This is a genomic window from Streptomyces sp. R302 (assembly GCF_012927245.1).
GTDB lineage: Bacteria > Actinomycetota > Actinomycetes > Streptomycetales > Streptomycetaceae > Streptomyces.
The window spans coordinates 649,920-675,196 of the sequence record NZ_JABBGE010000001.1 but is presented as its reverse complement, the minus strand read 5'-3'; the positions used below and the strand labels follow the sequence as shown (position 1 = coordinate 675,196).

The window sequence follows — 25,277 nt, the reverse complement described above, 5'->3', positions numbered from 1 at the left end:
TCGGTGCCGTGCGCAGGCTGCCTTCGGGGCGGTTTCAGGCTCGCTATCAGGGGCCGGACGGGCTGACGCGATCCGCGCCCGAGACATTCGCCTCGCAGACCGATGCCGATCGGTGGCTCGTCCGCAAGGAAGCGGAGATCCTCGACGGCAAGTGGAAGAACCCCGACGACAAGGTTCTCTTCGGGGTGTACGCCGACGCCTGGTTCAAGGAGCGCGACTACGCCGCGACCACCCGCGAACGCAACGGCAGCGCACTGCGCCTCCACATCCTGCCGACCTTCGCGGACGTGGTCCTGAGTGAGATCACCACACCCCAGATCCGCCGATGGCGTGCCGGCCTCCTGGAGGCGGGTGTCGGCGAGCCGACGGTAGCCAAGGCGTACCAGATCCTCCGCGCCATCATGAACACTGCGGTCGACGACGAGCTGATCCAGCGCAACCCCTGCCGCATCAAGGGCGCCGGAGCGGCCAAGACGGCTGAGCGGCCGTTCCTCGACGTCGCCGAGGTCTTCCAGCTCGCCGACGCCGTGCCGGCGCGCTTCCGGGTGTTCATCCTGCTGGCGGCCTTCACCGGCCTTCGCTTCGGGGAGCTCGCCGCGCTTCAGCGCCATGACGTCGACCTTGACCGGCGGACCATCGCCGTACGGCGTTCTCTGGCAGAGACCCGCACCGACGGCATCCTGATCAAGACGCCCAAGAGCGCGGCCGGTGTGCGCACCGTCGCCTTCCCGGCCTCGCTGGCGGAGAGCCTGGCCACTCATCTCGCCGTCTACGCCGAGCCGGGTCGGACCGGGCTGGTCTTCACTGGAGCCCGCGGCGGGCAGCTGCGCCAGAACAACTTCCGCCGGCTGTGGCTGCGGGCCCTGAAGGACACCGGCCTCCGCGACGTCCACTTCCACGACCTGCGCCACACCGGGAACACCCTCGCCGCGACCGGCGGCGCCACGACGCGTGAGCTGATGCAGCGGATGGGGCATTCGTCAGTGCGGGCCGCGCTGATCTATCAGCACTTGGTGAACGGGCGTGACCACGCCATCGCCGCTCACGTCGACGAGCAGATCAAGAAAGTCCGGCCGGGCGAGTCCGGCGACGCTTCTGGCACGTAACTGGCACGGCGCCCCGTAGTCGCCTTCCCCGCCGGGGAACGGACAAGGCCCAGGTTCCCGGTTCAGTACCGGTAGCCTGGGCCTTTGCCTATCTACCTGCTGGTGGGCGCGGACGGTTTCGAACCGCCGACATCTGCTTTGTAAGAGCAGCGCTCTACCCCTGAGCTACGCACCCGTGGGAGAGCAACAGCCTACATGGGTTACGGGTGGGTGCCGCAAACCGGTGGGTGGGGGTGAACTGATCGGGCCGTGTGTTCGTCCTTGGTGGGTGGGAGAATGAAGCGGACCGGGCACGGCGGAGACAGCACGGGAGAGGGACGTTGGCGGCGAGTGGCGAGACATCCTCGGGGGGCCGTACGGCGCCCGGGGCCGGTTCCGTGTTTCGGCTGGGCCTGGCGTTGCCGTTGCTTGTCGGGGCGCTGTTGCCGGGGGCGTTCGCCGGTGGGGGGACGCGGCGGTGGTTCGGGGGGCGCGGGGAGAGTCAGCGGGCGGAGGCGCAGGCGGCCAAGGACGCGGCGGCCGCGGCCTTCTACGAGCTCGACACGGCGCAGCGGGGGCTGCGGATCACCATGGAGACCATCACCGCCGTGGACGGGTCGCCGGAGGCGCGGCGGGCGGTCGAGCAGTTCGAGGCGCTGGGGCGGCGGATCGACGAGGTGTCGCACGGGTACATCTCGGCCGTGGACCGGGTCGATCTGGACCGGGAGGAGGTCGACGCCGGGAGCGCTCAGCGGGCCCGGGCGGAGCTCACCGCGGCGCGGGAGGAGCTGGAGCGGGTCAAGGGGGAGCTCGACCGGTTCGAGGCGGGGCTCGCGCCGTTGCTCGACCGGGCCGAGACGCAGCTGGCGCGGCTCGCGCCCGCTGTCGAGCGGGCTCGGCAGGCCTTGCGGGGGGCCAGTGACGCGCTGGATGCCGTACGGGGGAACGGGTTGCGGGCTGATGAGCTTGCCGCGCGGCTTGCTTCGCTCGGGCCCGAGTTGACGCGGCTCAATGAGGGGGCCGGACGGCATGGGGTCGGGGAAACGCTTCAGCGGGCCGATCGGGTCGTGCGGGACGCGGAGGCGGTGCGGGCCGAGGCCCTGCGGCTGCCGGAGCGGGCCGCGGAGATCGACAAGCGGCTCGTGTCGCTGCGGACCAGGGCCGAGGCGCTGGGGACGCGGGCCGAGGCCGTCGAGCCCGTGCTGTCCGAGCTGCGCCGGCGGTACTCCGCCGCCTGCTGGCAGGACCTTCAGCAGGTTCCGGAGCAGGCCGCCGAGGCCGTACGGCAGGCGCGGGAGCGGCTCGCGGAGGCCGCGGCGGCGCGGGCCGAGCAGCGGTGGCCGGACGTGACCGCCCTCCTGTCGACCGTACGCGCGCTGCTCGACACGACCGGGGAGGCCGTCTCCGCCGCCGGCGACCGGCTGCGGCGGCTCGACGCGGTCGCCAAGGACCCGAAGGCGGAGACGGACCGGGCCAGGTTCGCGGTGCGGGACGCGCAGCGGCTCGCGATGGACGGGCGCAGCCGGCCGGAGCCGCGGCACGCCCGTCCGCTCGACGAGGCCGTCGCGCGGATCGAGCGGGCCGTCGACGGGCTGGAGGGGCGCCATCCCGACTACTGGCACTTCCTGATGGAGCTGGAGGCGGTGCGGGACGCCGCCGGGAGCGTGGTCGCCGCCATTCGGGAGGAGCGGGGCGGTGGGAAGGGCCGCTGAGCCCGCCAGGCCGCTGAGCCCGCCGGGCCGCCAGGCCGCTGAGCCCGCTGGGCCGCCAGGCCGCTGAGCCCGTCGGGCCGTCGGGCCGTCGGGCCGTCGGGCCGTCGGGGCGGTGACGCTGTGACCCGGTGACCCGGTGACCCGGGAGGGGGCGCCGCTAGCCTTGTGCCATGCCTCGTTACGAATACCGCTGCCGCACCTGTGGTGACACCTTCGAGCTCAGCCGGCCCATGGCCGAGTCCTCCGACCCCGCCGCGTGCCCCGCCGGGCACGACGACACCGTGAAGCTGCTGTCGGCCGTGGCCGTCGGCGGGTCCGCGGCCTCCTCGCAGGCCCCCGCCGCCTCCGGTGGTGGCGGCTGCTGCGGCGGGGGCTGCTGCGGCTGAGATCAGCTGAGCGCCGCCGCGCGGAAGCGGCGGAGGATCTCCTCGCCCGCCGCCACGCCCCGCTCCGTGAGGACGTCGAGGTGGGGGGCGGTCCAGGCGCTGTCGGCGAGTTCGCCGTGGCCCGGGCGCCAGGCCCGGTCCGCGGCCAGCAGCAGATCCGCGTCGAGGAGCGAGTCGCCCGCCGCGAGGGTGAGCGCGGCGCCGGTGCGCCGGGCGACCTCGCGGACGGCGGCGCCCTTCGTGAGCGGCTTCGGCACCGCGTACACCTTGCGGCCCTGGAGCGAGACCGTCCAGCCGCGCTCGCCGGCCCAGGCGCCGAAGCGGTCCAGCCAGTCCTCCGGGAGCCGCTCCCGCTCGACGACGAGGTACGCGAAGAGGTCCTCGGCGACGCGGTGCTTGCGCACCCAGGAGAGGTCCGTCGTGGCGGTGAGGTAGGCGCGGATCTCGGAGAGCGGGGCGCACTCGTCGGCGAGCCTGCGGAGGACGGAGGCGTGCCAGTCGGCGTCGGTGACGCCGTCGACGAGGATGTGCCCGCCGTTGGCGCAGATGGCGTACTTCGGTGTGGCGCCCGGGAGTTGGATGCGCTCGTACTGCTTGCGCGTCCGGGTCGTGGTGGGTACGAAGACCGTCTCGGCGGTGAGCCGGGCGAGGAGTTCGGCGGCATCCTCCGTCATGTACGAGAGCGGCTTGGACTCGTGGACCTCGACGCACAGCAGCCGGGGCGCCTGCGCGTCCGGCATGCCGAGGGCGAGGGCCGCGGTCGAGTAGATGAGGGTGCGGTCGAGGTCGCTGGCGACCAGGGTGGTGGTGGAGGGCGCGTTCATCGGGACACCACCGCCTTCCCGTCGGCGCCTGTCGCACCCCTGGTGTACTGGGGGTGGATCAGGCCCACGCAGGTGTACGGGAGGCCGTCGACCTCCTCCACGGGGACGCCGCGCTGCTCCGCGAGGAGGCGGACGTGGGCGAGGTCGGCGCCGGCGCCGCGCTTCGCGAGGATCTTCCAGGGGACGCGGCGCAGCAGGACGCGGGTGGTCTCGCCGACGCCGGGCTTCACGAGGTTCACGTCGTGGATGCCGTACTCCTCGCTGATCCGCTCGACGGCCGCCCAGCCTTCCCAGGTGGGGGTGCGGTCGGCGCGGTCGGCGGCGAGGAGGTCCTTCACGTCGGTGTCGACGGTGTCGGCGACCTCGTCGAAGCGGGCCTCGACGGCGTCGAGGAAGGCATTCGAGACGTCGGCGCCGGTCAGGTCCCGGTAGAACTTGGCGCCGTGGAAGTCGTCCGCGCCGACCAGGTCGGAGCGGAGCACCGTACGCGATATCAGGCCGGAGACGGTGGAGTTGAGGCACGCGGACGGGATGAGGAAGTCCTCGCGGGTGCCGTACGTGCGAACGCAGGAGCCGGGGTCGGCGAGGACCGCGATCTCCGGGTCGAAGCCGGCGAACTCCTCCGACTCGCGCAGGGCGGCGGCGAGTTCGCGGGTGATGGCGCCCTTGCCGGTCCAGCCGTCGACGAAGACGACGTCGGCCGGGTCGTGGTGGGCGGCGAGCCAGCGCAGCGCGTTGGCGTCGATGCCGCGGCCGCGGACGATCGAGACGGCGTAGTGCGGCAGGTCGAGGCCGTGGCGGTGGAGCGCCCAGCGGCGCATCAGGACGCCGACGGGGGTGCCGGCGCGGGCGAGGGAGACGAGGACCGGACGGCGGCCGTTCTTCTCGGCGAGGACGGTCTCGGTGACGGTGCCGACCGCGTGGGCGATGCGGGCGGCGGAGGCCTCCAGGGCGCTGTGGAAGAGCTCCTGGTAGCGGGCGCTCGGCTGGTACTCGACGGGCAGCGACTCGGCGTAGTGCGCGCCGCCGCGCTGGATGGCTTCCTCGCGTTCCTCGGTGGGCGCCTCCAGCTCGACGTCCGAGAGGTCCTGGAGCAGCCAGCCGACCTCCTCGGGGGCGTACGAGGAGAAGGCGGGGCCGCGGAGGGGCTCGGGCAGCATGGAGCTCCTTTCGGGAGCTTCGGTGAGGTCGGGAGCTTCGGTGAGGGTCGCGGCCACCGGCGCCATGGCCGCCTGCGCCTGCGGTTGCGGCTGCGGCTGCGGCTGCGGCTGCGGTGCGTAGGCGGGGACGACGGCCAGGGCGACGCGCGGTACGTGCGCGGCGAGCTGGGCGAGCAGGCCGTCGGGGGCGTGCAGTGCGGGGGTGTCGGCGGCCGAGTCGACGACCGCGACGACGGCGTCGAAGCCGCCGCCCGCGACGTTGTAGGCGTAGCGCTCGCCGGGGCCGTCGGCCGGGTCGTCGTGGGCGGGGAAGACGAGCCGGGTGCGGATGGCGTAGCCGGGGTCGTCGACGGCGAGGACGGGCGAGCGGGTGGTCGTGGAGTACCGGACGTCGAGCCCCGCGTCCTCCAGCGCGCCGGCGAGCCGCAGCGGCGCGTACATCAGCTCCTCGAACCCGAGGACGAGGATCCGGGGCGCGCGCTCGGCGCCGCCGTCCGACGCGCCGCTGCCGTCCGCCGCACCTGCGGTGACCGCCTCGGCGACCGCCTTCGTCATCGCCGGCAGCGCCGCCTCGAGCCGGGCCCGATGCCCGGGCGTGAACCCGTGCCGGCCCCCGTCGGGGACCTCCGCGGGCCAGTCGAGGGGGATGCGGGTGACGGTGGGGGTGTGGGCGGGGGCGGGGGTGTGGGTGTGGGTGGGGGGGGGGGTCGTCGTGGGCGCGGCCTGCGCCGTGGGCGCGCCGAACTCGGCGGGCACGGCAGGCGCCGCAGGCACGCCCTGCGCGCCAGGCGCACCCTGCATGGCAGGCACGCCTTGCGCGGCTGGCGCGGCCTGCACATCCGGCTCGGCAGGCGCCGCGGGCGCGGCCTGCACCGTGGGCGCACCGACCTCGCCGGGCGCGTCCGGCGCCGCAGACACGCCCTGCGCCGCAGGCACATCCGGCGTGGCAGGCACTGCGGGCACGGCCTGCACCGTGGGCGCGCCGAACTCGGCGGGCACGGCAGGCGCCGCAGGCACGCCCTGCGCCGCAGACACGTCCGGCTCGGCAGGCGCCGTGGGCGCGGCCTGCACATCCGGCGCGGCCTGCGCCGCAGGCACACCCTGCGCCGTGGGCGCGGGCCGTTCGGCGGACGCGTCGAAAGGGGTGGACGTAGCGGGCACGGTCGGTGCGGCGGCTGGGGAGGGGGTGGTCGAGGGCTTCCCGTGGGGGCGGGGTGTGGAGGGGCTCTCGTGGCGGGCCACCAGCGCCTGGCCCTTCTCCAGGACGTCTTCCGGGAGGGTGACGGTGCCGGCGGCCAGGGAGAGGAGGTCCACGCGGGCGCCCAGTTCGGCGGCGAAGGCGGTGAGGCGGTCGCGGTCGGCGGGGGCGCGCATGTCGACGAGGGCGACGACGACGTACCGGTCGCGGGGGTAGCGCTCGTGGAGGCCGCGGATGGTGTTGAGGACGGTGTTGCCGGTGGAGAACTCGTCGTCGACGAGGACCAGCGGGCCCTTGCCCGCCAGCAGCTCCGGGTCCTCGGGGAGCAGCAGGTGCGAGGTGGCGTGGGAGTGGGACTCCTCGAAGCCGCCCGCGGTGGCGACGCCGGGGACGGGGCGGCGGGTGGAGTGGAGGTACGGGGCGGTGCCGAGGCCGTCGGCGACGGCGTGGCCCAGGGCGGTGGCGGTCTCCGCGTAGCCGAGGACGACGGCCCGCTCCGCCTCCTCCGCGCCGAGGAGCTCGCGGACGCGCAGGCCGAGGCCGAGGCCGGAGCCGTACACCACGGAGGGGTGCTGCGGCACGTGCTTGCCGAGCACGCTGGAGACGAGCAGGTGGGCGCGCTTGGGGTTGCGGCGCAGGGCGAGGCCCAAGAGGGCCGGCAGCTCCTCGTCGCCGATCAGTTCGACGCCGAGCCGCTCCGCGACCCACGTTCCGGTCCACACCACGTCGCCGCAGTCCTTTCGTCAGCCGGCCAGGCCGGCGGTGAGCAGTTCCACGAAGCCGACGTTCTCGCGGGCGACGCCGAAGGCGTCCGCGCGCAGCAGGGTGCGCTCGGCCCAGGCCCGGTGCGGCTTCACTTCGTTCATCTTGTTCGTGTAGGCGGAGCGCAGCACTCCGCCGCCGTCCCGCTCGGGACGGAGGATGTCCTGGGCGTCGCTCCACTCCTCGTGGCTGACCACGGACAGGGCGTGGACGGGCACCACGTGGGTGGGGTGGATGCAGGTCTTGCCGAGGAGGCCGTTGGCGCGGTCGAGCTCGATCTCGCGGAGCAGGCCGTCCATGTCGTGCTCGATGAGGGCGGTGCGCAGGTCCTCGGCGCGGCCCTCCAGGAAGGGGCTGCGGCGCAGCTGGGGCTTGAACATGCGCTCGCCGGGGCGGAAGTACTCCCAGACGGGGCCGGTGATGGTGAAGCCGGTGCCGTCGGCGCGGCCGAGGACGTTGACGACGTCGGCGATGACGTTCGCGACGACCTTGACGTCGTAGGCGGTCATGTCGGGCGAGCGGCGGAGCCCGTACGCGGAGCAGAAGTCGGTGACGCCGAGGCGGAGGGCGAGGACGTGGTCGCGGTACTTGTCGGTGATGGCGGCGATGCCGGCGAGGGTCTCGGCCCGGGTCTCCAGGTGGAGCAGCTCGGGGGACTCCAGGACGGGCATGGCGTAGAGGCGGCGGCCGGCGATGCGCTCGGCCTGGGTGAGCGCTTCGAGGAAGGCGGCGCCGCGCGTCTCGGTGAACTTGGGCAGGACGAATCCGGACAGCAGGCGCACGGTGTCGCCGAGGCGGGTGGTGAGGTCGGTGATCTGGCGGGGGTCGCGGACCCGGATGAAGAGCAGGGGCACGCCCGGGCCTTCGGCGGGGCGCGCTCCGGATCCGTCGCCGGTGCCTTTGCCGGTGCCCCTGCCAGAGCCTTCGCCGGGGCCTTCGCCGAAGCCACCGCCAGAGCCCTTGCCGGAGCCTGCGCCGGAGCCGCCGCCAGAACCCTCGCCAGGGCCTTCGCCGGAGCCGCCACCAGGACCCTCGCCAGGGCCTTCGCCGGAGCCGCCACCAGGGCCCCCGTCAGAGCCCTCGCCGGAGCCACCGCCAGAGCCCTCGCCGGAGCCGCCACCAGGGCCCTCGCCGGAGCCGCCACCAGGACCCTCGCCGGGGCCCTCGCCGGAACGCCGTCCGTCCGGACCGTCGCCCGCCTCCGGGGCCTCGTCCGCCAGGCGGCGGAACTCCCGGACCAGGTTGGCCTCGCCGGCCTCGACGTCTCCGTCGCCGATCGAGTCCTCCAGGCAGAGGACCATGGACACGACGCCCCGGGCGGCCTGCTTGCGGATCGCGTCGGCGAGCCGGGGCCGGGTGGCGGGGCTGTAGAGCGTGGCGCCGAGGGCGACCGCGAGTGTGCCGGCGGGCGAGTCGGCGGTGAACTCGACCGGCTCGCGGTGGAACAGCCCGCTCCGCACGGCGGACGGGATGTGCCCGAAATGACGCATATAAGTCCCCGTCTGGTTTCCTTGGCCGGATGACACGTGGCCGGTAATAGTACGTAGGTGCGGGTGTCCGTAGTTCCCACCGCTCATGAAATCCAGGTAACCCGTCCCCGTCGGGTCCCTTCCCTACACCGGATTCCGACAGGCGTACGACCCCTGTACGGCCCCGGTACGCCCCCGGTACGCCACCGGTTCCGCGACCCGTGGCGCCCCCGCGTTGTCCCCCGGTCGGACAGGAGGGCAGGATGGCCGTCATGACGCACGCGATGCTGAAGGGCTCCAACGTCCCTCTCGACACCGCGGCCGTACGGGCCGTGCTCCGCTGGACCCCGGGCCCCGGGGTCCCCGACGTGGACGCCTCGGCCCTGGTCCTCGGTCCCGACGGGCGAGTCCGCTCCGACGAGGACTTCGTCTTCTACAACCAGCCGCGCCACCCCTCGGGCCTGGTGCGGCGGCTGCCGAAGAAGCGGGTGGCCGAGGGGCTGACGGACACGGTCGAGGCCGATCTCGGGGCGCTCGACGCCGCCGTCGACCGGGTGGTGCTCGCCGCCTCCTCGGACGGCGGCACCTTCCGCGCGGTCACCGACCTGCGGATCTTCCTGTACGACGCCACGGCCGCGCCCGACCGGGAGCCGCTGGCGCGCTTCGACGTGACGGCGGAGACCGGCGAGGAGACCGCGGTCATCTGCGGCGAGCTGTACCGCCGGGGCGACGGGTGGAAGTTCCGGGCGGTCGGGCAGGGCTATCCGACCGGTCTGGTGGGCCTGGCGACGGACTTCGGCATCTCGGTCGACGAGGAGCCCGAGGCCGCCGCGGACACGCCCACCGACACCCCCGTCGCCGACACCCCCGTCGACGATGCCTCCACCGACGGCTCGCTCGCCGAGACCGCGCTCGTCGACTCCTCCGCCGCCTCCGGAGCCGGCGCGGGAGCCGGTACGGGCTCCGCCCCGGACCCGGACCTGGACGCGACCGTCGTCCACGCCCCCGTACCGCGCTCGCCGCAGCCGCCGCCGATGCCGCCCGCCCCGCCGGTGCCGCCGATGCCCGAGGGGCAGCCCGCGTACGGCTACCCGCAGCCGGTGTACGCCGGGCACGGCGGGCAGGGCGGGCCCGAGCCCGTCGTGGAGTTCCGGATGCCGCCGATGGGGCCGCAGTTCCAGCGCTCCTGACCCGGGAGCCGGGGGGCCGCCGTCAGGTCTTGGACTTGTAGCCGCGGCCCCACTGGAGTCCCCAGCCGTACAGCCGGTCCAGCTCGGCCTGGAAGCCGTAGACGAACCTCACCTCGCGCCGGACGAGCAGCTCGTCCTTGCTGTTGTCCACCGAGAAGACGGCGCAGGAGCGGGCCTGCGGGGCGCGCTCGTCGAGGTCGATCTCGATGCGCGGGCCGTTGCTCGGATAGAGCGTGATCTTGGCGTGCGTGCGGTCGAAGGCCGGGGTCTGGTCGTAGATGTACGCGAAGAACAACAGCCGCTTGATCTCGTCCTTGTGGTCGAGGTTGACGAAGATCGTCTCACCGGAGGGCGCGCCGAAGCGGTCGTCGCCGCTGAGCTTCACGTACGGGGCGGTGTTGAGGTCGCCGAAGAAGCCGCCGAGCGGCTGTACGACGCCCTTGCTGCCGTCCTTGAGCTCGTAGAGGCAGCCGAGGTCGAGGTCGACGTTGACCATGCCCTGGGTGTGGGCCTGCACGACCTCGGGCTTGAAGAACTGGGCCGGGTTGCGCAGCAGCCGGCCGCTCTGCCGGGAGCGGCCCTCGATGTCGGAGGTGCGCATCCGCCAGGAGAGGTTGACCCTGAGGTTGCCGGTGGCGCCGCCCTGGCGGGCCAGCGAGACCTGGGGGCGGCGCCTGGTCAGGTCGATGGTGTGGGACGTACCCACCCCCGTGTCGAAGGACGCCGCGCGCCCCGGAATCAGGTTGTCCCAGAAGGCCATCGGGCCCCCACCCCCATATCGCTCGCCTTGCCCGGCTGTCACGCGCCTGCGGGGCGACCGGACGAGCCGGCCGCCCCGCAGGGAAGCGTTCCTCATTGTCCCCGGTGTCACACCCCGTGGCCGGGCGCACACCCGGGTGCAGGGTGTCACACCCCGGAGCTCACCTCGGCCTTGTCGTCCGAGGAGCCGGAGCCGCCCTCGGCCGCCGCCAGCGCGCGGTTGCGGCGGACGGAGGACCAGAAGGACCAGGCGATCAGCGCGACGCCGATGCCTCCGGTGACGATCTCGGGAATCTCGTACTGGATGGTGATCATGAGGACCACGGCCAGGGCGCCGATCGCGTAGTGCGCGCCGTGCTCCAGGTACACGTAGTCGTCCAGGGTGCCCTGGCGGACCAGGTAGACCGTGAGCGACCGGACGTACATGGCGCCGACGCCGAGGCCGAGCGCCATCAGCACGATGTCGTTGGTGATGGCGAAGGCGCCGATGACGCCGTCGAAGGAGAAGGAGGCGTCGAGGACCTCCAGGTAGAGGAACATGAAGAAGGCGGCCTTGCCGGCGAGCTGGACCGCGGAGACCTTCTTGCCGCTGCGCTTGGCGGCTTCCTCGGCCTCGTGCTCGCGCTCCTCTTCCTCCTCCAGCTTGTTCTCGAAGTAGCCGGAGAGACCGCCGACGACGAGGTACGTGATGAGGCCGGCGATGCCGGAGATGAGGACCGTCTGCGCCTTGTCGACGTGGGCGCCGCCGTGCTGGTGGGCGTGGGTCGCGAAGGTCATCGAGGTGACGAGCAGGACGATCAGCGCGATGCAGACCGACAGCATGTCGACCTTGCCGAGCTTGGCCAGCGGGCGCTCGATCCAGCGCAGCCACTGGATGTCACGGTCCTCGAAGATGAAGTCGAGGAAGATCATGAGGAGGAACATGCCACCGAAGGCCGCGATCGACGGGTGCGCGTCGGTGACCAGTTCCTGGTATCGGTCGGCGTCGTTGAGCGCCAGGTCGACGGCGTCGATCGGACCGATCTTGGCGCTGATCGCCACGATCACGACGGGGAAGACCAGTCGCATTCCGAAGACGGCGATGAGAATGCCGATGGTGAGGAAGATCTTCTGCCAGAAGGCATTCATCTTCTTCAGGATGCCGGCGTTGACGACCGCGTTGTCGAAGGAGAGCGAGATCTCGAGGATGCACAGGATCGCGACGATCCCGAACGCCTCCCACCCCCCGTAGAACACCGCGGCGACCAGGCCGAGCGCGGTGATCGCGAACGACCAGCCGAAGGTTTTCAGAAGCACTGCCTACCCCATTGTGTGATAACGCGGCTTTACGAAACGTTGACCCCGAAGTCTAGAGCGATGCCGCGCAGTCCGGACGCGTACCCCTGACCGACCGCGCGGAACTTCCATTCGCCGTTGTAGCGGTAGAGCTCGCCGAAGATCATCGCGGTCTCGGTGGAGGCGTCCTCGGAGAGGTCGTAGCGGGCCAGTTCCTGACCGTCCGCCTGGTTCACCACGCGGATGAAGGCGTTGCTGACCTGGCCGAAGGTCTGGCCGCGGTTGTCCGCGTCGTGGATGGAGACCGGAAAGACGATCTTGTCGCACTGGAGCGGGACGCGCGTGAGGTCGATGATCAGCGACTCGTCGTCGCCGTCGCCCTCTCCCGTGAGGTTGTCACCGGTGTGCTCGACCGAACCCTCGGGGCTGCGCAGCTGGTTGTAGAAGACGAAGTATTCGTCACCGAGCACCCGGCCGGCCTGGCACATCAGCGCGCTGGCGTCGAGGTCGAAGTCGGCTCCGGTGGTGGACCGCGCGTCCCAGCCGAGGCCCACGAGGACCTTGGTGAGGTTGGGTGCGGCCTTGGAGAGGGAGACGTTGCCTCCCTTGGCGAGTGTGACGCCCATGGTGTTCGGTTCCTCCCCGGTGGATGCTGCTGCCATGAGGCACGTCCGGCGCCGCACGAGGTGCGGCGCCGGACGTGTGCGAGCGGGCTCGGCTCAGACGTTGACGCCGAAGTCCTGCGCGATGCCGCGCAGGCCCGAGGCGTAACCCTGGCCGACCGCGCGGAACTTCCACTCCGCGCCGTGGCGGTACAGCTCGCCGAAGACCATGGCGGTCTCGGTCGAGGCGTCCTCGGAGAGGTCGTACCGCGCGATCTCGGCGCCGCCGGCCTGGTTCACGACGCGGATGAACGCGTTGCGCACCTGGCCGAAGGACTGCTGGCGGTTCTCGGCGTCGTAGATGGACACCGGGAAGACGATCTTGGCCACGTCGGCAGGCACGCCGGCGAGGTTGACCTTGACCTGCTCGTCGTCGCCCTCGCCCTCACCGGTGAGGTTGTCACCGGTGTGCTCGACGGAACCGTCGGCGCTCTTGAGGTTGTTGAAGAAGACGAAGTCCTGGTCGTTGCGCACCTTGCCGGCCTCGCTCACCAGGATGGCGCTGGCGTCGAGGTCGAAGTCCGTACCGGTGGTGGTGCGGACGTCCCAGCCCAGACCGACGGTCACGGCGGTGAGGCCAGGGGCCTCCTTGGTCAGCGAGACGTTGCCGCCCTTGCTGAGGCTGACTCCCACGAGTCCCTCCATCATTGGTTTCCAGGGGCAGCGCCCCCGGTCGTGCGTTGGCATCGGATCAACGACTGGATCCTAGTGACGGGTTCCCAGTCGAAACAGGCGATTCGCCCGGGGAATCGGGGGATGTCGGTTCGCGTCGCCGATTCCGGGGCCGCCCCGGCGGGCTCAGAGGGTTCCGAGCGCCTTCACGTACGCGTCGAGGTCACGGGCGTCCGGCAGGGCGTTGACGACCGTCCAGCGGACGACGCCCTCCTTGTCGATGATGAAGGTGCCGCGGACGGCGCAGCCCTTGTCCTCGTCGAAGACGCCGTAGGCGCGGGAGGCCTCGCCGTGCTTCCAGAAGTCGGAGAGCAGCGGGTACTCCAGGCCCTCCTGCTCGGCGAAGATCCGCAGGGTGTGGATGGAGTCGTTGGAGACCGCGAGCAGCTGGGTGTCGTCGTTGACGAACGTCGGCAGGTTGTCGCGGAGCTCGCACAGCTCGCCCGTGCAGACGCCGGTGAAGGCGAAGGGGTAGAAGAGCAGGACGACGTTCTTCTCACCGTGGAAGTCGGAGAGCCTCACGGTACGGCCGTGGTTGTCCTTGAGCTCGAAATCGGGGGCCTTGGTGCCGACCTCGATCGCCATCGCGTACGCATCCCTTCGAAGGGGCCCGGCCTCTGGGCCGAACCGGTGAACCCCACCCTACGGCCTGGCCGGCGGGCCCCCGGGGCGCGGTCGGGTCCGGGCGCGTACGCGGGTGCGGACGCGGGTGCGGGGAAGCCCCCGCCGTGGTGACGGCGGGGGCTTCGCGCAGCAGGGGGATCAGCGCTTGGGAGCGGCCAGGCGGGTGCCCGTCCAGTCCTTGGCGACGCTGATGCTCTTGGTCTGGGAGAGACCAGCGGTCTGCGCGGCATCGTTGATGTCGGACGGCTCGATGTAGCCGTCACGGCCGGTCTTCGGCGTCAGCAACCAGATGTTGCCTCCGTCCTCCAGCAGACCGATGCTGTCCACCAGCGAGTCGGTGAGATCACCGTCCTCGTCACGGAACCAGAGGACGACGGCGTCGGCGACGTCGTCGTAGTCCTCGTCCACGAGCTCCTGGCCGATGGTGGACTCGATGCCTTCACGGAGATCCTGGTCGACGTCGTCGTCGTAGCCGATCTCCTGGACCACCTGTCCGGGCTCGAACCCCAGCCTCGCCGCCGGGTTGGTCCGCTCCTCCGCGTGGTCCGCGGTCGCGCTCACGGCTTGCCTCCTGATCATGTAACGGAAAATGCTCGGGCCGCACGTACGCGCGGCGCTGGCCGTAGTCCACACGTGACGGGGCGGATCGCGCAAGTACCCGGCCGTGGAGACCGCCGAAACGGTGACGTTTGGGGCCGTCTCACCGCAACTTCCGGCGACTTTCGACAGCGCTCCGTGATCAGGGGTACGCGATTCGTCCCGCTTCGCGGGTTTCTGCGGTTTCAGTCTGCCGAACGCATTGCCGGAACGCATGCGCGGATTGAGCGTAAGGTTGCGATTTGACCACACCGCTCGCGCGGGGAGGGCGCGCGGAGGATTACCTCTCGGTAAAGATGACGGGTGCCGCGAGCCGGGTACACGATGGACGTCCCCGGCCTCGGACATCCCGGCCTCAACGGGGCTCCCCTCCCTCGTGGGGCTCCCCCCGACCAGCGAAGGAACAGCGTGGCTCCCGGATCCGACCGCAACCCGATCATCATTGGCGGCCTTCCCAGCCAGGTCCCGGACTTCGACCCGGAAGAGACCCAGGAGTGGCTCGACTCCCTCGACGCGGCCGTCGACGAGCGGGGCCGCGAGCGGGCCCGCTACCTGATGCTCCGGCTGATCGAGCGCGCCCGCGAGAAGCGGGTGGCCGTGCCCGAGATGCGGAGCACGGACTACGTCAACACCATCGCCACCAAGGACGAGCCCTTCTTCCCCGGCAACGAGGAGATCGAGCGCAAGGTCCTCAACGCCACCCGGTGGAACGCGGCCGTGATGGTCTCGCGCGCCCAGCGCCCGGGCATCGGCGTCGGCGGCCACATCGCCACCTTCGCCTCCTCCGCCTCCCTCTACGACGTGGGCTTCAACCACTTCTTCCGGGGCAAGGACGAGGGCGACGGCGGCGACCAGATCTTCTTCCAGGGCCACGCCTCCCCCGGCATCTACGCCCGCGCCTTCCTCCTGGACCGGCTGACCGCGACCCAGCTCGACGGCTTCCGCCAGGAGAAGTCGAAGTACCCGAACGGGCTGTCGTCGTATCCGCACCCGCGGCTGATGCCGGACTTCTGGGAGTTCCCGACGGTGTCGATGGGCCTCGGCCCGCTCGGCGCGATCTACCAGGCCCGGATGAACCGGTACATGGAGGCGCGCGGGATCGCCGACACCTCGAAGTCGCACGTGTGGGCCTTCCTCGGCGACGGCGAGATGGACGAGGTCGAGTCGCTCGGCCAGCTCTCCATCGCGGCCCGGGAGGGCCTCGACAACCTCACCTTCGTCGTCAACTGCAACCTCCAGCGGCTCGACGGCCCGGTCCGCGGCAACGGCAAGATCATCCAGGAGCTGGAGTCGATCTTCCGGGGCAACGGCTGGAACGTCATCAAGCTCATCTGGGACCGCTCCTGGGACCCGCTGCTCGCCCAGGACCGCGACGGCATCCTGGTCAACCGGCTGAACACCACGCCGGACGGCCAGTTCCAGACGTACGCGACGGAGACCGGCGCGTACATCCGCGACCACTTCTTCGGCGACGACCACCGGCTGCGGGCGATGGTCGAGTCCATGTCGGACCAGCAGATCCTCCACCTGGGGCGCGGCGGCCACGACCACAAGAAGATCTACGCGGCCTACGCGGCGGCCAAGGCGCACAAGGGCCAGCCGACGGTGATCCTGGCCCAGACCGTCAAGGGCTGGACCCTCGGCCCCAACTTCGAGGGCCGCAACGCCACCCACCAGATGAAGAAGCTGACGGTCGACGACCTCAAGCGCTTCCGCGACCGGCTGCACATCCCGGTGACCGACAAGGAGCTGGAGTCCGGCCTGCCGCCGTACTACCACCCGGGCCGGGACTCCGAGGAGATCCAGTACATGCACGACCGCCGCAACGGGCTCGGCGGCTACGTGCCGACCCGCGTGGTGCGGTCGAGGCCGCTGGCGCTGCCGGACGACAAGACCTACGCGGCGGTCCGCAAGGGCTCGGGCCAGCAGTCGATCGCCACCACCATGGCCTTCGTCCGGCTGCTCAAGGACCTGATGCGGGACAAGGAGATCGGCAAGCGCTTCGTGCTGATCGCGCCGGACGAGTACCGCACCTTCGGCATGGACTCCTTCTTCCCGAGCGCCAAGATCTACAACCCGCTCGGGCAGCAGTACGAGGCGGTGGACCGCGAACTCCTCCTCGCCTACAAGGAGTCCCCGACCGGCCAGATGCTGCACGACGGCATCTCCGAGGCCGGCTGCACGGCCTCGCTGATCGCCGCCGGCTCGGCCTACGCCACCCACGGCGAGCCGCTGATCCCGGTCTACGTCTTCTACTCGATGTTCGGTTTCCAGCGGACCGGCGACCAGTTCTGGCAGATGGCCGACCAGCTCGCCCGCGGCTTCGTCCTCGGCGCCACGGCCGGCCGCACCACGCTGACCGGCGAGGGCCTCCAGCACGCCGACGGTCACTCGCACCTCCTCGCTTCGACGAACCCGGCCTGCATCGCCTACGACCCGGCCTTCGGTTTCGAGATCGCGCACATCGTCAAGGACGGTCTGCGCCGGATGTACGGCCCCCAGGCGGAGGACGTCTTCTACTACCTGACGGTCTACAACGAGCCCATCCAGCACCCGGCCGAGCCGGACGACGTGGACGTGGAGGGCATCCTCCAGGGCATCCACCGCTACAAGCGGGCCGAGGCCGGCACGATCCCCGCGCAGATCATGGCCTCCGGCGTCGCCGTCCCGTGGGCGGTCGAGGCGCAGCGGATCCTCGCCGAGGAGTGGAACGTCAAGGCCGACGTCTGGTCCGCGACCTCCTGGAACGAGCTGCGCCGCGAGGCCGTGGCGGTCGAGGAGCACAACCTGCTCCACCCGGACGAGGAGCAGCGCGTGCCGTACGTCACCCGCAAGCTCCAGGCCGCCGAAGGCCCCTTCGTGGCGGTCTCGGACTGGATGCGCTCGGTGCCGGACCAGATCGCCCGCTGGGTCCCCGGCCCGTACACCTCCCTCGGCGCGGACGGTTTCGGTTTCGCGGACACCCGGGGCGCCGCCCGCCGGTACTTCCACATCGACGCCCAGTCGGTCGTGCTCGCGGTGCTGACCGAGCTGGCCCGCGACGGCAAGGTGGACCGCGCGGTCCTGAAGCAGGCGGTGGACCGCTACCAGCTCCTGGACGTGGCCGCCGCCGACCCGGGCCCCGCGGGCGGCGACGCCTGACGGGCAGTGGCGGGGCGTAGCACCTGGTGAGGGCGGTGGGACCGGCGGGTCCCGCCGCCCTTCGCCGTCCCCGGCATTCCTTACGATGCCTCGTATGTCCGTGAAGAAGGAGCGCCCCCCGCAGGTCCGCTGGGAAGAGCGCACCCAGACCCCGCTGCTCGTGATGGCGGTGGCCTTCGGCATCGCCTACGCCGTGCCGATCGTCGCGCCGGACGCCGAGCCGTGGCTGCTCCGGCTGTGCCACTACGTGGAGTGGGCGGTGTGGGGCGCCTTCGCGGTGGACTACGCCGTCCGGCTCGCGCTCGCCTCGTCCCGCTGGGCCTTCGTCCGCTCCCACCCCCTCGATCTGCTCGCGGTGCTGCTGCCGCTGGTGCAGCCGCTGCGGCTGCTGCGTCTGGTCGCCACCCTCCTCCTCGTGGGCCGGCGGGCCCGGATGGCCCCGCAGATCACGCTCACCACCTATGTGGCGGGCGCGGTGACCGGGCTGATGATGTTCGGCTCGCTGGCGGTGCTGCACGTCGAGCGGGACGCGCCGGACGGCAACATCAAGACCCTCGGCGACGCCGTGTGGTGGTCGTTCACCACGATGACGACGGTCGGGTACGGCGACCACGCGCCGAAGACGGGGCTCGGGCGGGTGCTCGCGGTCGGGCTGATGCTCTCGGGCATCGCCCTGCTGGGTGTGGTGACCGCGAACATCGCGGCCTGGTTCATCTCCCGCTTCGACCGCGACGACGCGCTGGAGCGCCGCCAGACGGAGCTCCTGGAGACCCTCACCCGGGAGGTCCGCGAGCTGCGCGCCGAGGTCGCCCGCCTCTCGGACCCGGTGCCGCGCCAGGCGGCCGCGGGTCCGGAGGGCGTACCGGAGGACGTACCGGACGGGGTGCCGGCGTCGGGTGGTCCTACCGCTCCCAGAGTTTGAAGGCTCTGACCTCGTAGGGGGTCTGCGGGGCCCAGGTGCCCCGGCCCGGGTAGGTCTCGAACTCGCCCGTCTCCGCGCACTCCGCCGACTGGTACGCGGTGACCGGCCGGCCGGTGCGGACGGCCAGGGACTGGGCCGAGGCCCCGGCCGGGAGGGCCACGCAGCTGTCGAGGTCCGTCGTCGCCAGTTCGTACGTCCACGGCCGGCCCTTGAAGTCGGGCTTCGGCCAGAGGCAGAGCCGCCCGGGCCCGCACGCCCCCAGCGTGGTCCCGCCCGCCCGTGCCGCCGATGCCGCTGGTGCGGCCGGGGCCGCCGGTGCCGCCGGTGCCGCCGGAGCGGCCGCGGCCGGGAGGGTGGCCAGGAGCAGGGCCGCCAGCCCGGTGAGCACGGCCATCGCCTTTGCGTTCATGCAGATCATCCCCCATGTCGTTACTCTCTGTAATCACGAGCATGGAGGAAGTGACCCTCCGAACGGAAGAGGGGCCGCCCCCGTTCCTTCGAACGGGTGACGGCCCCCTGGGGAACCTCAGGGTCCCCTGTGGATCAGATGTGTCCGCCGCCCATGCCCGCCTGCGCGTTCGCGCCGCGCTTGGTGAGGGTGGCGACCAGGGCCGCGACCACCGCGACGACACCGGCGACGGTGAAGGCGAGGCCCATGCCCTGGAGGAAGGTGTCGTGGATGACGTCGGTGATCTTGGCGAAGAGGTCCGGCGTCATGCCGGGCGCCTTCGCCATCGCCTCCGGGGCCACACCGAACTCGGCGGCCTCCTCCAGGCGCGGGTCGACCGGGACCGGGATGCCGGCCTCCTTCCAGTTCTCCGCGAAGGAGCCGGCGACCTTGGAGGACATGACCGCGCCGAGCACCGCGGTGCCGAGCGCGCCGCCGACCTGCATGGCGGCCTGCTGGAGACCGCCGGCGACACCGGAGAGCTCCAGCGGCGCGTTGCCGACGATGACCTCGGTGGCGCCGACCATGACCGGGGCGAGGCCCAGGCCGAGGAGGGCGAACCACAGGGACATCGTCAGCGTGCTCGTCCCGGCCGAGAGCGAGATCATGCCGAACATCGCGGCGGCCGTGCAGACCATGCCGCCGACGAGCGGCACCCGCGGGCCGAACTTGGTGATGAGCGCGCCCGCCAGCGGCGAGGAGACGATCATCATCGCGGTCAGCGGGAGCAGCCGCAGACCGGCGTCGATCGGGCCGAGGCCCTTCACGCCCTGGAGGTAGAAGGTCACGAAGAAGAGGCCGCCCATGAAGGCGAAGGCCATCAGGACCATCAGCACCACACCGGCCGACAGCGGCACGGAGCGGAACATGCCGAGCGGGATGAGCGGCTCCCTGACCTTCGTCTCCCAGACCGCGAAGACGGCGAAGAGGACGACCGAGCCGATCAGGCAGCCCCAGGTGTTGCCGCTGGCCCAGCCCCAGTCCGCGCCGGCCTTGATGAGGCTCCAGACGAGCAGGCCCATCGCGCCGGAGAGCAGCGCGATGCCGAGGAGGTCGAAGGAGCGCGGCGCGTTCTCGGCGCGGTGGTCCTTGAGGATCAGCAGGCCGAGGGCGAGGGCGAGGACGCCGACCGGCACGTTGATGAAGAAGACGGACTGCCAGCTGACGTGCTCGACGAGGAAGCCGCCGAGGATCGGGCCGCCCGCCGTGGAGGCGCCGATGACCATGCCCCAGATGCCGATCGCCATGTTCAGCTTCTCGGCGGGGAAGGTCGCGCGGAGCAGGCCGAGCGCGGCCGGCATCAGCAGGGCGCCGAAGAGGCCCTGGAGGACGCGGAAGGCGATGACGGCGGCGATCGAGTCGGAGAGGCCGATGGCGCCCGACGCGGCGGCGAAGCCGGCGATGCCGATGAGGAAGGTCTGGCGGTGGCCGAAGCGGTCGCCGAGCTTGCCGGCGGTGATCAGGGCGACGGCGAGCGCGAGCAGATAGCCGTTGGTGATCCACTGGAGCTGGTCCAGGGAGGCGCCGAGATCGGCCTGGATGGCCGGGTTGGCGATGGCGACGATCGTGCCGTCGAGGGCGACCATCATCACGCCCGCCGCGACGGCGAACAGAGTCAGCCAGGGGTGGCCGCGCAGGCCCTTCGCCGGGACCGGACCAGGCTCCCGGGCGCCCCCCTGGCCCTGCGGGGCCTTTTCCACTGTGGTCTGACTAGTCATGGAAACGAAGGCTAGTGACAGTCACTGACAATTGACAAAGCGATTCATGCGTCGGTAACTGTCACGTAGCTCACAGGTACGCTGATCAGGGAGAAGCTCCCGTAATCGACCGAAAAGAGACTCAGTTGACCGTGTCCGCGCCCGGCCTGCGTGAGCGGAAGAAACAGCGCACCCGCGACGCGCTCATCAAGGTCGCCCTGGAGCTCTTCACCACCCAGGGGTACGAGCGGACCACCGTCGACGAGATCGTCGAGGCGGTGGAGGTCTCGCAGCGCACCTTCTTCCGCTACTTCGCCTCCAAGGAGGAGGTCGCCTTCGCCCTCCAGCGGATCGTCGAGGAGGAGTTCGTCCGGGCGCTGGCCGCGCGCCCGCCCGAGGAGGGGCCCTTCGACGCGATGCGCAACGCCGTCCTCGCCTCCTGGGACGGGGTGGGCGACGCGATCCACGAGGTCGTCCCCGTCGAGCTGTACCTGAGCACCTTCCTGATGATCGAGTCGACGCCGGCGCTGCTCGCCGCGCACCTGCGCAGGTCGAGCGAGATGGAGGAGACCGTCGCCCGGCTCGTCGCCCGCCGCGAGGGGCTCGACGTGGACGCCGATCCGCGGCCCCGGATCGCCGTGGCCGCCTTCTGCGGCGTGATGCGCGTCACGGGGCAGATGTGGGGCAAGGGGACGGACCGCACCCTGGAGGCCATCCGCGCCCTCACCGAGCGGTACCTCGACCACCTCGGCCCCGCCCTGTCCCTGCACTGGCGGTAGCCCCGTACGCGAGGCCGGCGCGGCCCCGTGCGCAGCGCTGACGCGAGCCCGGGCGGAGGGGCACGCCCGGGCCGCCCCCGCCCGGTCCGTCATCTCGGCCGTCTAGGGTGTGCGCCCGTGACCTCCGCCGACGTCCCGCCGTCCCTCGCCGTCCTGCGCACGCTGCTCGCGCTCGCCGTCGTCCTCGTGATGCTGGCCACCACCGGGTGGACCACCGTCCGGCACCGGCCGGTGGCCGGGCCGTCCATGGAGGCCGCGCTGGCCGCCTGGGCACGGGAGCGGACAGCGGACACCCCGCCGCCGGATCCGGCCACCGCCCCGCCGCGCACGGTCGCCGCCTGGTTCGCCGCGCTGGGCCCGGCCCGCGCCGAGGGCCTCGCCGAGCGGCATCCGTTCGTCGTCGGCAATCTCGACGGGGCGCCGCCGGCCCTGCGCTACCGCGCCAACCGGATCGGTCTCACCCGCGCGCTCGCGGCCGAACGGCCCCGCGTCGACGACACCCGGCTCTCCGCCGAGGGCCGGCACGAGGCCCGCCGGCGGGTGGACCGCTTCCGGTCCCTCCTCGCCCCCGGCCGCCGGATCCTCGCCTTCGACCCCACCGGTACGGGACGGGCCGCCGAGGTCCTGGGCGACCTGGAGCGGGCCCGGCGGGTCTCGGTCGTCGTGCCCGGCGTCGACACCCACCTCCTCACCTTCCAGAAGACCAACGGCCGGTACACCGCCCCCGTCGGCATGGCGCGCGCCCTGTACGAGGCGGAGCGGCGCACCTCCCCGGGGGCCCGGGTCGCGGTCATCGCCTGGGCCGACTACACCGCGCCCGCCCGCGTCGGCGTGGACGCGGTGACCGGGCGGCTCGCCGCCACCGGCGCCGACCGGCTCGTCCGGCTCGCCGAGGGACTGCCGGGGACGGCGCGGGTGGCGCTCTTCTGCCACAGCTACGGCTCCGTGCTCTGCGGGATCGCCGCGCCCCGGCTGCCGGAACGGGTGACGGACCTGGCCGTGGCCGGCAGCCCCGGGATGCGCGTGGAGACCGCCGCCGAGCTGGGCACGAAGGCGCGGATATGGGCGATGCGGGACGCGGAGGACTGGATCGCCGACGTCCCCCACCTGGAGGTCGGCGGGATCGGGCACGGGGCGGACCCGGTGGCGCCGGAGTTCGGGGCGCGGCTGGTCTCGGCGGCCGGAGCGGCCGGGCACAGCGGCTACTTCGAGCCGGGGACGCAGAGCCTCGGCAACTTCGCGGCGATCGGCGCGGGGGCCTTCGGCCGGGTCGTCTGCGCACGTGCCGACCGCGCTTGCCACGGGGGAATCTCCGGCGGCACCGGCATCTGACGCGATCTGACGCGCGTAGATCACGGAATTTCCCCATAGTTCCGAGGGGCGACGCACGGGCACGCGCCGCTTACGATGAGGCGTATGGGTGATGTGCTGGCCGGAATTCATGCCACCTGGGAGTTCGAGAGCGACGCCCTCGTCATCCGCTTCGAACGGGGGATCCGTACGCCGAGGCTGTTCCAGGCGCTGCGCGAGCGACGCGTGCCGTATGAGGCGCTGTCCGCGGCGACGCTCGCGCCGGGCAGGCGCGGCACCGTCGTGCTGCACGCCGTGCCGCGGCCGGGCGCCGATCCGCTGATGGAGGCGGCCGCGGGGCAGCTGAAGGAGACCTGCGACCCGTATCGGCTCGCGCTGCCCGCCGACCGCGAGGAGCTCGCCTCCCGGCTGCGCGACGAGCTGGCGGCGGTGATCCCCGGGGGGCCGTCGCATCCCGTGGACCCGCTGGACCGGTTGGATCCACTGGATCGGCCGGATCCGCTGGACCGGTTGGATCCACTGGACCGGTCGGATCCCTCGGACCCGTTCGATCCGCTGGACCGCTTCGACTCGGGCTTCCTGGTCGCGGCGCCGCAGGGGCCGGTCTCCTTCAAGGCGTACGACGGGAAGGCGACGTTCGACGGCACGTCCGAGGTCACCTTCCGCTGGTCGTCGACGATGGCCACCTCGGAGAAGTGGAAGACGGGGGACCAGGTCTTCCCGGTACGGGAGCTGAGCGGGGTCGAGTGGCGCAGCCCCGACTCCCCCGGCGGGTTCCTGCGCCTGCTCCCCCGGGGCGGCGCGCCCCGGCCCGAGCGGCCGGACCACGATCCGGCGTCGGTGGTCTTCGGACTCGGTTACGGCCCGGTGCACGACTCCCTGCCGTTCGCGGCGGCGGTCCTCGCGGCGATCCGCGCCAAGGACCGCGCGCCGGTCCCCGCGGGGGCGCGCAGCGCGGCGCACGGGGACCCCGGGGCCATTGCCGAAAGGATTCGGCACCTCGGTGAACTGCATCGGGCGGGCCTCGTCACGGACGAGGAATTCGCGGCGAAGAAGACGGAACTGCTCGCCGAGCTGTAGTACGCCCCCGAGTCGTCCCGCGGCTCCCGGGAGGTCATACCAGGGTCCTGTGCGGGATCGACCCCCTGGTACGACGACGGGGCCGGGCCGCGAACCTAGGCTGACCCGACATGAAAGCGTTCGAGAAGCGACCGCGCCCCGGCCGGCTCGCGGTGCGGCTCCAGACCTGGTCACGCCCCGCCCTCCAGGCACTGGAAGCCACCTTCGCCACCCCCGCCGCGCCGGGCGCCGCACCCTTCGGCGGCGCCTCGTCCCGCTGGGCGCGGCTGCTGCCGTACGCGTTCGGGGTCGCCCTCGTCGCCTCCCTGCTCCCGGTCACCGTCCATCTGCTCATCACCGACTACGGCGTGCCCGGCGCCCTCGCCGGGGCGCTCGCCACCGCGCAGACCGCGCCGCTGCTGCTCGCCACCACCCGGCCGCTCCAGGCCTGGTGGGTCGTGTTCCCCGCCGACATCGCCGGGGCGCTGGTCCTGCTGGCCTCCGACGGCCCGCACGCCCGCCTGTGGCCGTGGACGCCGCCGGCGGTGGTGGGCTACTGCGCGCTGATGCTCGCCCTCGGTCTGCGCGAGCCGCGCCGCACCCTCGTCGGGGTGTGGCTGGCGACCGGCGCGGCCGGCTACCTCCTGGAGCTCGTCCGGCCGTACGGCCAATCCGGGGTCACCACGCTGCTCTTCGTGCTGAGCGGCGTGCTGCTGCTCCTGGCCTCCTCGTTCCGGGCCCGCGGCGAGGCGCAGCGCAGGCTCGCCGAGCAGGAGACCATCAGCGAGGCCGAACGGGCCCGGCGCACGCTCCTGGAGGAGCGGGCCAGGATCGCCCGCGAGCTGCACGACGTCGTCGCGCACCACATGTCGGTGATCACCGTGCAGGCGGACTCCGCGCCGTACCGGATCCCCGGGCTCCCCGAGGCGGCCCGCGAGGAGTTCGCCTCGATCGCGGGCGGCGCGCGGGAGTCGCTGGCCGAGATGCGACGGCTGCTCGCGGTGCTCCGCAGCGACGGGAGCGAGGGCGAGCGGGCCCCGCAGCCCGGGCTCGAACGGCTCCAGCAGCTGGTGGAGGCGACCGTACGGGCCGGGGTTCCGGCCGAGCTGTCGCTGGCGGCGGAGCTCGCGGACGGGCGGACCGAGGTGCCGCAGGCCGTGGGCCTCTCCGCGTACCGCATCGTGCAAGAGGCACTCGCCAACGTCGTACGGCACGCGCCGGGCGCGCCGACCCGGGTGTCGGTGCGGGAGGACGGCTCCGGCAGCCTGACCGTCCTGGTGGTCAACGGGCCCGCCACGGAGCCGGTCTCGCCGCTGGAGAGCGCGGGGACCGGGCACGGCCTCGTCGGCATGCGCGAACGCGTCCGGCTCACCGGCGGCACCCTCGACACCGGCCCCCTGCCGGACGGCGGCTTCCGCGTGGCGGCCCTCCTGCCCCTGGGACCGGCGGACGCGGACACGCAGACGGGCGCAGACTCGGGCTCGGGCTCGGACGCGGACACGGGTGCGGATACGGGTACGAATACCAGCCCGGACCCGAACTAGA

21 protein-coding genes and 1 tRNA gene are annotated in these 25,277 nt (G+C 72.3%); 10 read left to right on the top strand and 12 right to left on the bottom strand.

Going from position 1 to position 25,277, the window contains the following annotated elements; translation table 11 throughout:
• Nucleotides 1–8: 8 nt before the first annotated feature.
• Complete coding sequence (locus HHL19_RS03035) at nt 9–1,106, top strand: tyrosine-type recombinase/integrase (protein WP_346770276.1); 1,098 nt, start codon at nt 9–11, stop codon at nt 1,104–1,106.
• Nucleotides 1,107–1,206: 100 nt separating this feature from the next.
• Here HHL19_RS03035 and HHL19_RS03030 read toward each other — a convergent pair.
• Nucleotides 1,207–1,281: transfer RNA gene (locus HHL19_RS03030), tRNA-Val, on the bottom strand.
• Between the two features lie 202 nt (nt 1,282–1,483).
• Between HHL19_RS03030 and HHL19_RS03025 the strand changes: the two genes are divergently transcribed.
• Complete coding sequence (locus HHL19_RS03025) at nt 1,484–2,797, top strand: hypothetical protein (RefSeq protein WP_169085211.1); 1,314 nt, start codon at nt 1,484–1,486, stop codon at nt 2,795–2,797.
• A 170-nt stretch (nt 2,798–2,967) separates the two neighbouring features.
• On the top strand, nt 2,968–3,183 hold the full coding sequence (locus HHL19_RS03020) for a zinc ribbon domain-containing protein (protein ID WP_169085209.1): 216 nt from the start codon (nt 2,968–2,970) through the stop codon (nt 3,181–3,183).
• A gap of 2 nt (nt 3,184–3,185) precedes the next feature.
• On the opposite strand, the gene HHL19_RS03015 is transcribed toward HHL19_RS03020, so the two are convergent.
• Genes HHL19_RS03015 through HHL19_RS36980 form a run of 3 tightly spaced genes read right to left on the bottom strand, consistent with a single transcriptional unit; the run spans nt 3,186 to nt 8,617 of the window.
• Nucleotides 3,186–4,007 (bottom strand): HAD family hydrolase, encoded by an 822-nt coding sequence (locus HHL19_RS03015; RefSeq protein WP_169085207.1) that lies wholly within the window; start codon nt 4,005–4,007, stop codon nt 3,186–3,188.
• On the bottom strand, nt 4,004–7,090 hold the full coding sequence (locus tag HHL19_RS03010; RefSeq protein WP_169085205.1) for a phosphoribosyltransferase domain-containing protein: 3,087 nt from the start codon (nt 7,088–7,090) through the stop codon (nt 4,004–4,006). The genes HHL19_RS03015 and HHL19_RS03010 overlap by 4 nt, the downstream gene beginning before the upstream one ends.
• An 18-nt stretch (nt 7,091–7,108) precedes the next feature.
• Nucleotides 7,109–8,617 carry an HpcH/HpaI aldolase/citrate lyase family protein gene (locus tag HHL19_RS36980; protein WP_240981382.1) on the bottom strand — a complete coding sequence of 503 codons (1,509 nt, stop codon included), beginning with the start codon at nt 8,615–8,617 and terminating at the stop codon, nt 7,109–7,111.
• Nucleotides 8,618–8,859: 242 nt separating this feature from the next.
• On the opposite strand from HHL19_RS36980, the gene HHL19_RS02995 reads away from it, so the two are divergent.
• Entirely contained in the window at nt 8,860–9,786 is a 927-nt protein-coding gene (locus tag HHL19_RS02995; RefSeq protein ID WP_169085203.1) for a TerD family protein, read from the top strand.
• Nucleotides 9,787–9,808: 22 nt separating this feature from the next.
• On the opposite strand, the gene HHL19_RS02990 is transcribed toward HHL19_RS02995, so the two are convergent.
• The 6 genes from HHL19_RS02990 to HHL19_RS02965 all read right to left on the bottom strand — a co-directional run bounded on the left by HHL19_RS02990 (nt 9,809) and on the right by HHL19_RS02965 (nt 14,339).
• Nucleotides 9,809–10,546: a Tellurium resistance gene (locus HHL19_RS02990; protein ID WP_169085201.1), complete on the bottom strand. Its 738-nt coding sequence runs from the start codon at nt 10,544–10,546 to the stop codon at nt 9,809–9,811.
• A 146-nt stretch (nt 10,547–10,692) separates the two neighbouring features.
• Entirely contained in the window at nt 10,693–11,841 is a 1,149-nt protein-coding gene (locus HHL19_RS02985; protein ID WP_169085199.1) for a DUF475 domain-containing protein, read from the bottom strand.
• Nucleotides 11,842–11,870: 29 nt separating this feature from the next.
• Nucleotides 11,871–12,446, bottom strand: a complete 576-nt coding sequence (locus HHL19_RS02980; protein ID WP_169085197.1) for a TerD family protein — start codon at nt 12,444–12,446, stop codon at nt 11,871–11,873.
• Nucleotides 12,447–12,539: 93 nt separating this feature from the next.
• Nucleotides 12,540–13,115, bottom strand: coding sequence for a TerD family protein (locus HHL19_RS02975; RefSeq protein WP_030495317.1), 576 nt, complete (start codon nt 13,113–13,115; stop codon nt 12,540–12,542).
• A gap of 165 nt (nt 13,116–13,280) precedes the next feature.
• Complete coding sequence (locus tag HHL19_RS02970) at nt 13,281–13,739, bottom strand: peroxiredoxin (protein ID WP_169085195.1); 459 nt, start codon at nt 13,737–13,739, stop codon at nt 13,281–13,283.
• Between the two features lie 177 nt (nt 13,740–13,916).
• Nucleotides 13,917–14,339, bottom strand: coding sequence for a DUF3052 domain-containing protein (locus HHL19_RS02965; RefSeq protein WP_169085193.1), 423 nt, complete (start codon nt 14,337–14,339; stop codon nt 13,917–13,919).
• Nucleotides 14,340–14,783: 444 nt separating this feature from the next.
• Here HHL19_RS02965 and aceE point away from each other — a divergent pair, with 444 nt between their 5' ends.
• Nucleotides 14,784–17,516 carry a pyruvate dehydrogenase (acetyl-transferring), homodimeric type gene (gene aceE, locus HHL19_RS02960; protein ID WP_169085191.1) on the top strand — a complete coding sequence of 911 codons (2,733 nt, stop codon included), beginning with the start codon at nt 14,784–14,786 and terminating at the stop codon, nt 17,514–17,516.
• 85 nt (nt 17,517–17,601) lie between these two features.
• A complete protein-coding gene (locus tag HHL19_RS02955; RefSeq protein WP_169085189.1) occupies nt 17,602–18,438 on the top strand; it encodes a potassium channel family protein in 837 nt (278 codons plus the stop codon).
• Here the strand turns inward: HHL19_RS02955 and HHL19_RS02950 are convergent.
• On the bottom strand, nt 18,419–18,847 hold the full coding sequence (locus tag HHL19_RS02950) for a peptidase inhibitor family I36 protein (protein WP_169085187.1): 429 nt from the start codon (nt 18,845–18,847) through the stop codon (nt 18,419–18,421). The two genes, HHL19_RS02955 and HHL19_RS02950, sit on opposite strands and share 20 nt — an antisense overlap.
• Nucleotides 18,848–18,981: 134 nt before the next feature.
• Nucleotides 18,982–20,604 (bottom strand): MFS transporter, encoded by a 1,623-nt coding sequence (locus HHL19_RS02945; RefSeq protein WP_169085186.1) that lies wholly within the window; start codon nt 20,602–20,604, stop codon nt 18,982–18,984.
• 131 nt (nt 20,605–20,735) lie between these two features.
• Between HHL19_RS02945 and HHL19_RS02940 the strand changes: the two genes are divergently transcribed.
• The 4 genes from HHL19_RS02940 to HHL19_RS02925 all read left to right on the top strand — a co-directional run bounded on the left by HHL19_RS02940 (nt 20,736) and on the right by HHL19_RS02925 (nt 25,276).
• Nucleotides 20,736–21,362: a TetR family transcriptional regulator gene (locus HHL19_RS02940; RefSeq protein ID WP_169086252.1), complete on the top strand. Its 627-nt coding sequence runs from the start codon at nt 20,736–20,738 to the stop codon at nt 21,360–21,362.
• 117 nt (nt 21,363–21,479) lie between these two features.
• Nucleotides 21,480–22,694, top strand: a complete 1,215-nt coding sequence (locus tag HHL19_RS02935) for an alpha/beta hydrolase (protein ID WP_169085184.1) — start codon at nt 21,480–21,482, stop codon at nt 22,692–22,694.
• 84 nt (nt 22,695–22,778) lie between these two features.
• A complete protein-coding gene (locus HHL19_RS02930) occupies nt 22,779–23,753 on the top strand; it encodes a DUF4429 domain-containing protein (RefSeq protein WP_169085182.1) in 975 nt (324 codons plus the stop codon).
• A 110-nt stretch (nt 23,754–23,863) separates the two neighbouring features.
• Complete coding sequence (locus tag HHL19_RS02925; RefSeq protein ID WP_169085180.1) at nt 23,864–25,276, top strand: sensor histidine kinase; 1,413 nt, start codon at nt 23,864–23,866, stop codon at nt 25,274–25,276.
• Nucleotide 25,277: the final 1 nt, after the last annotated feature.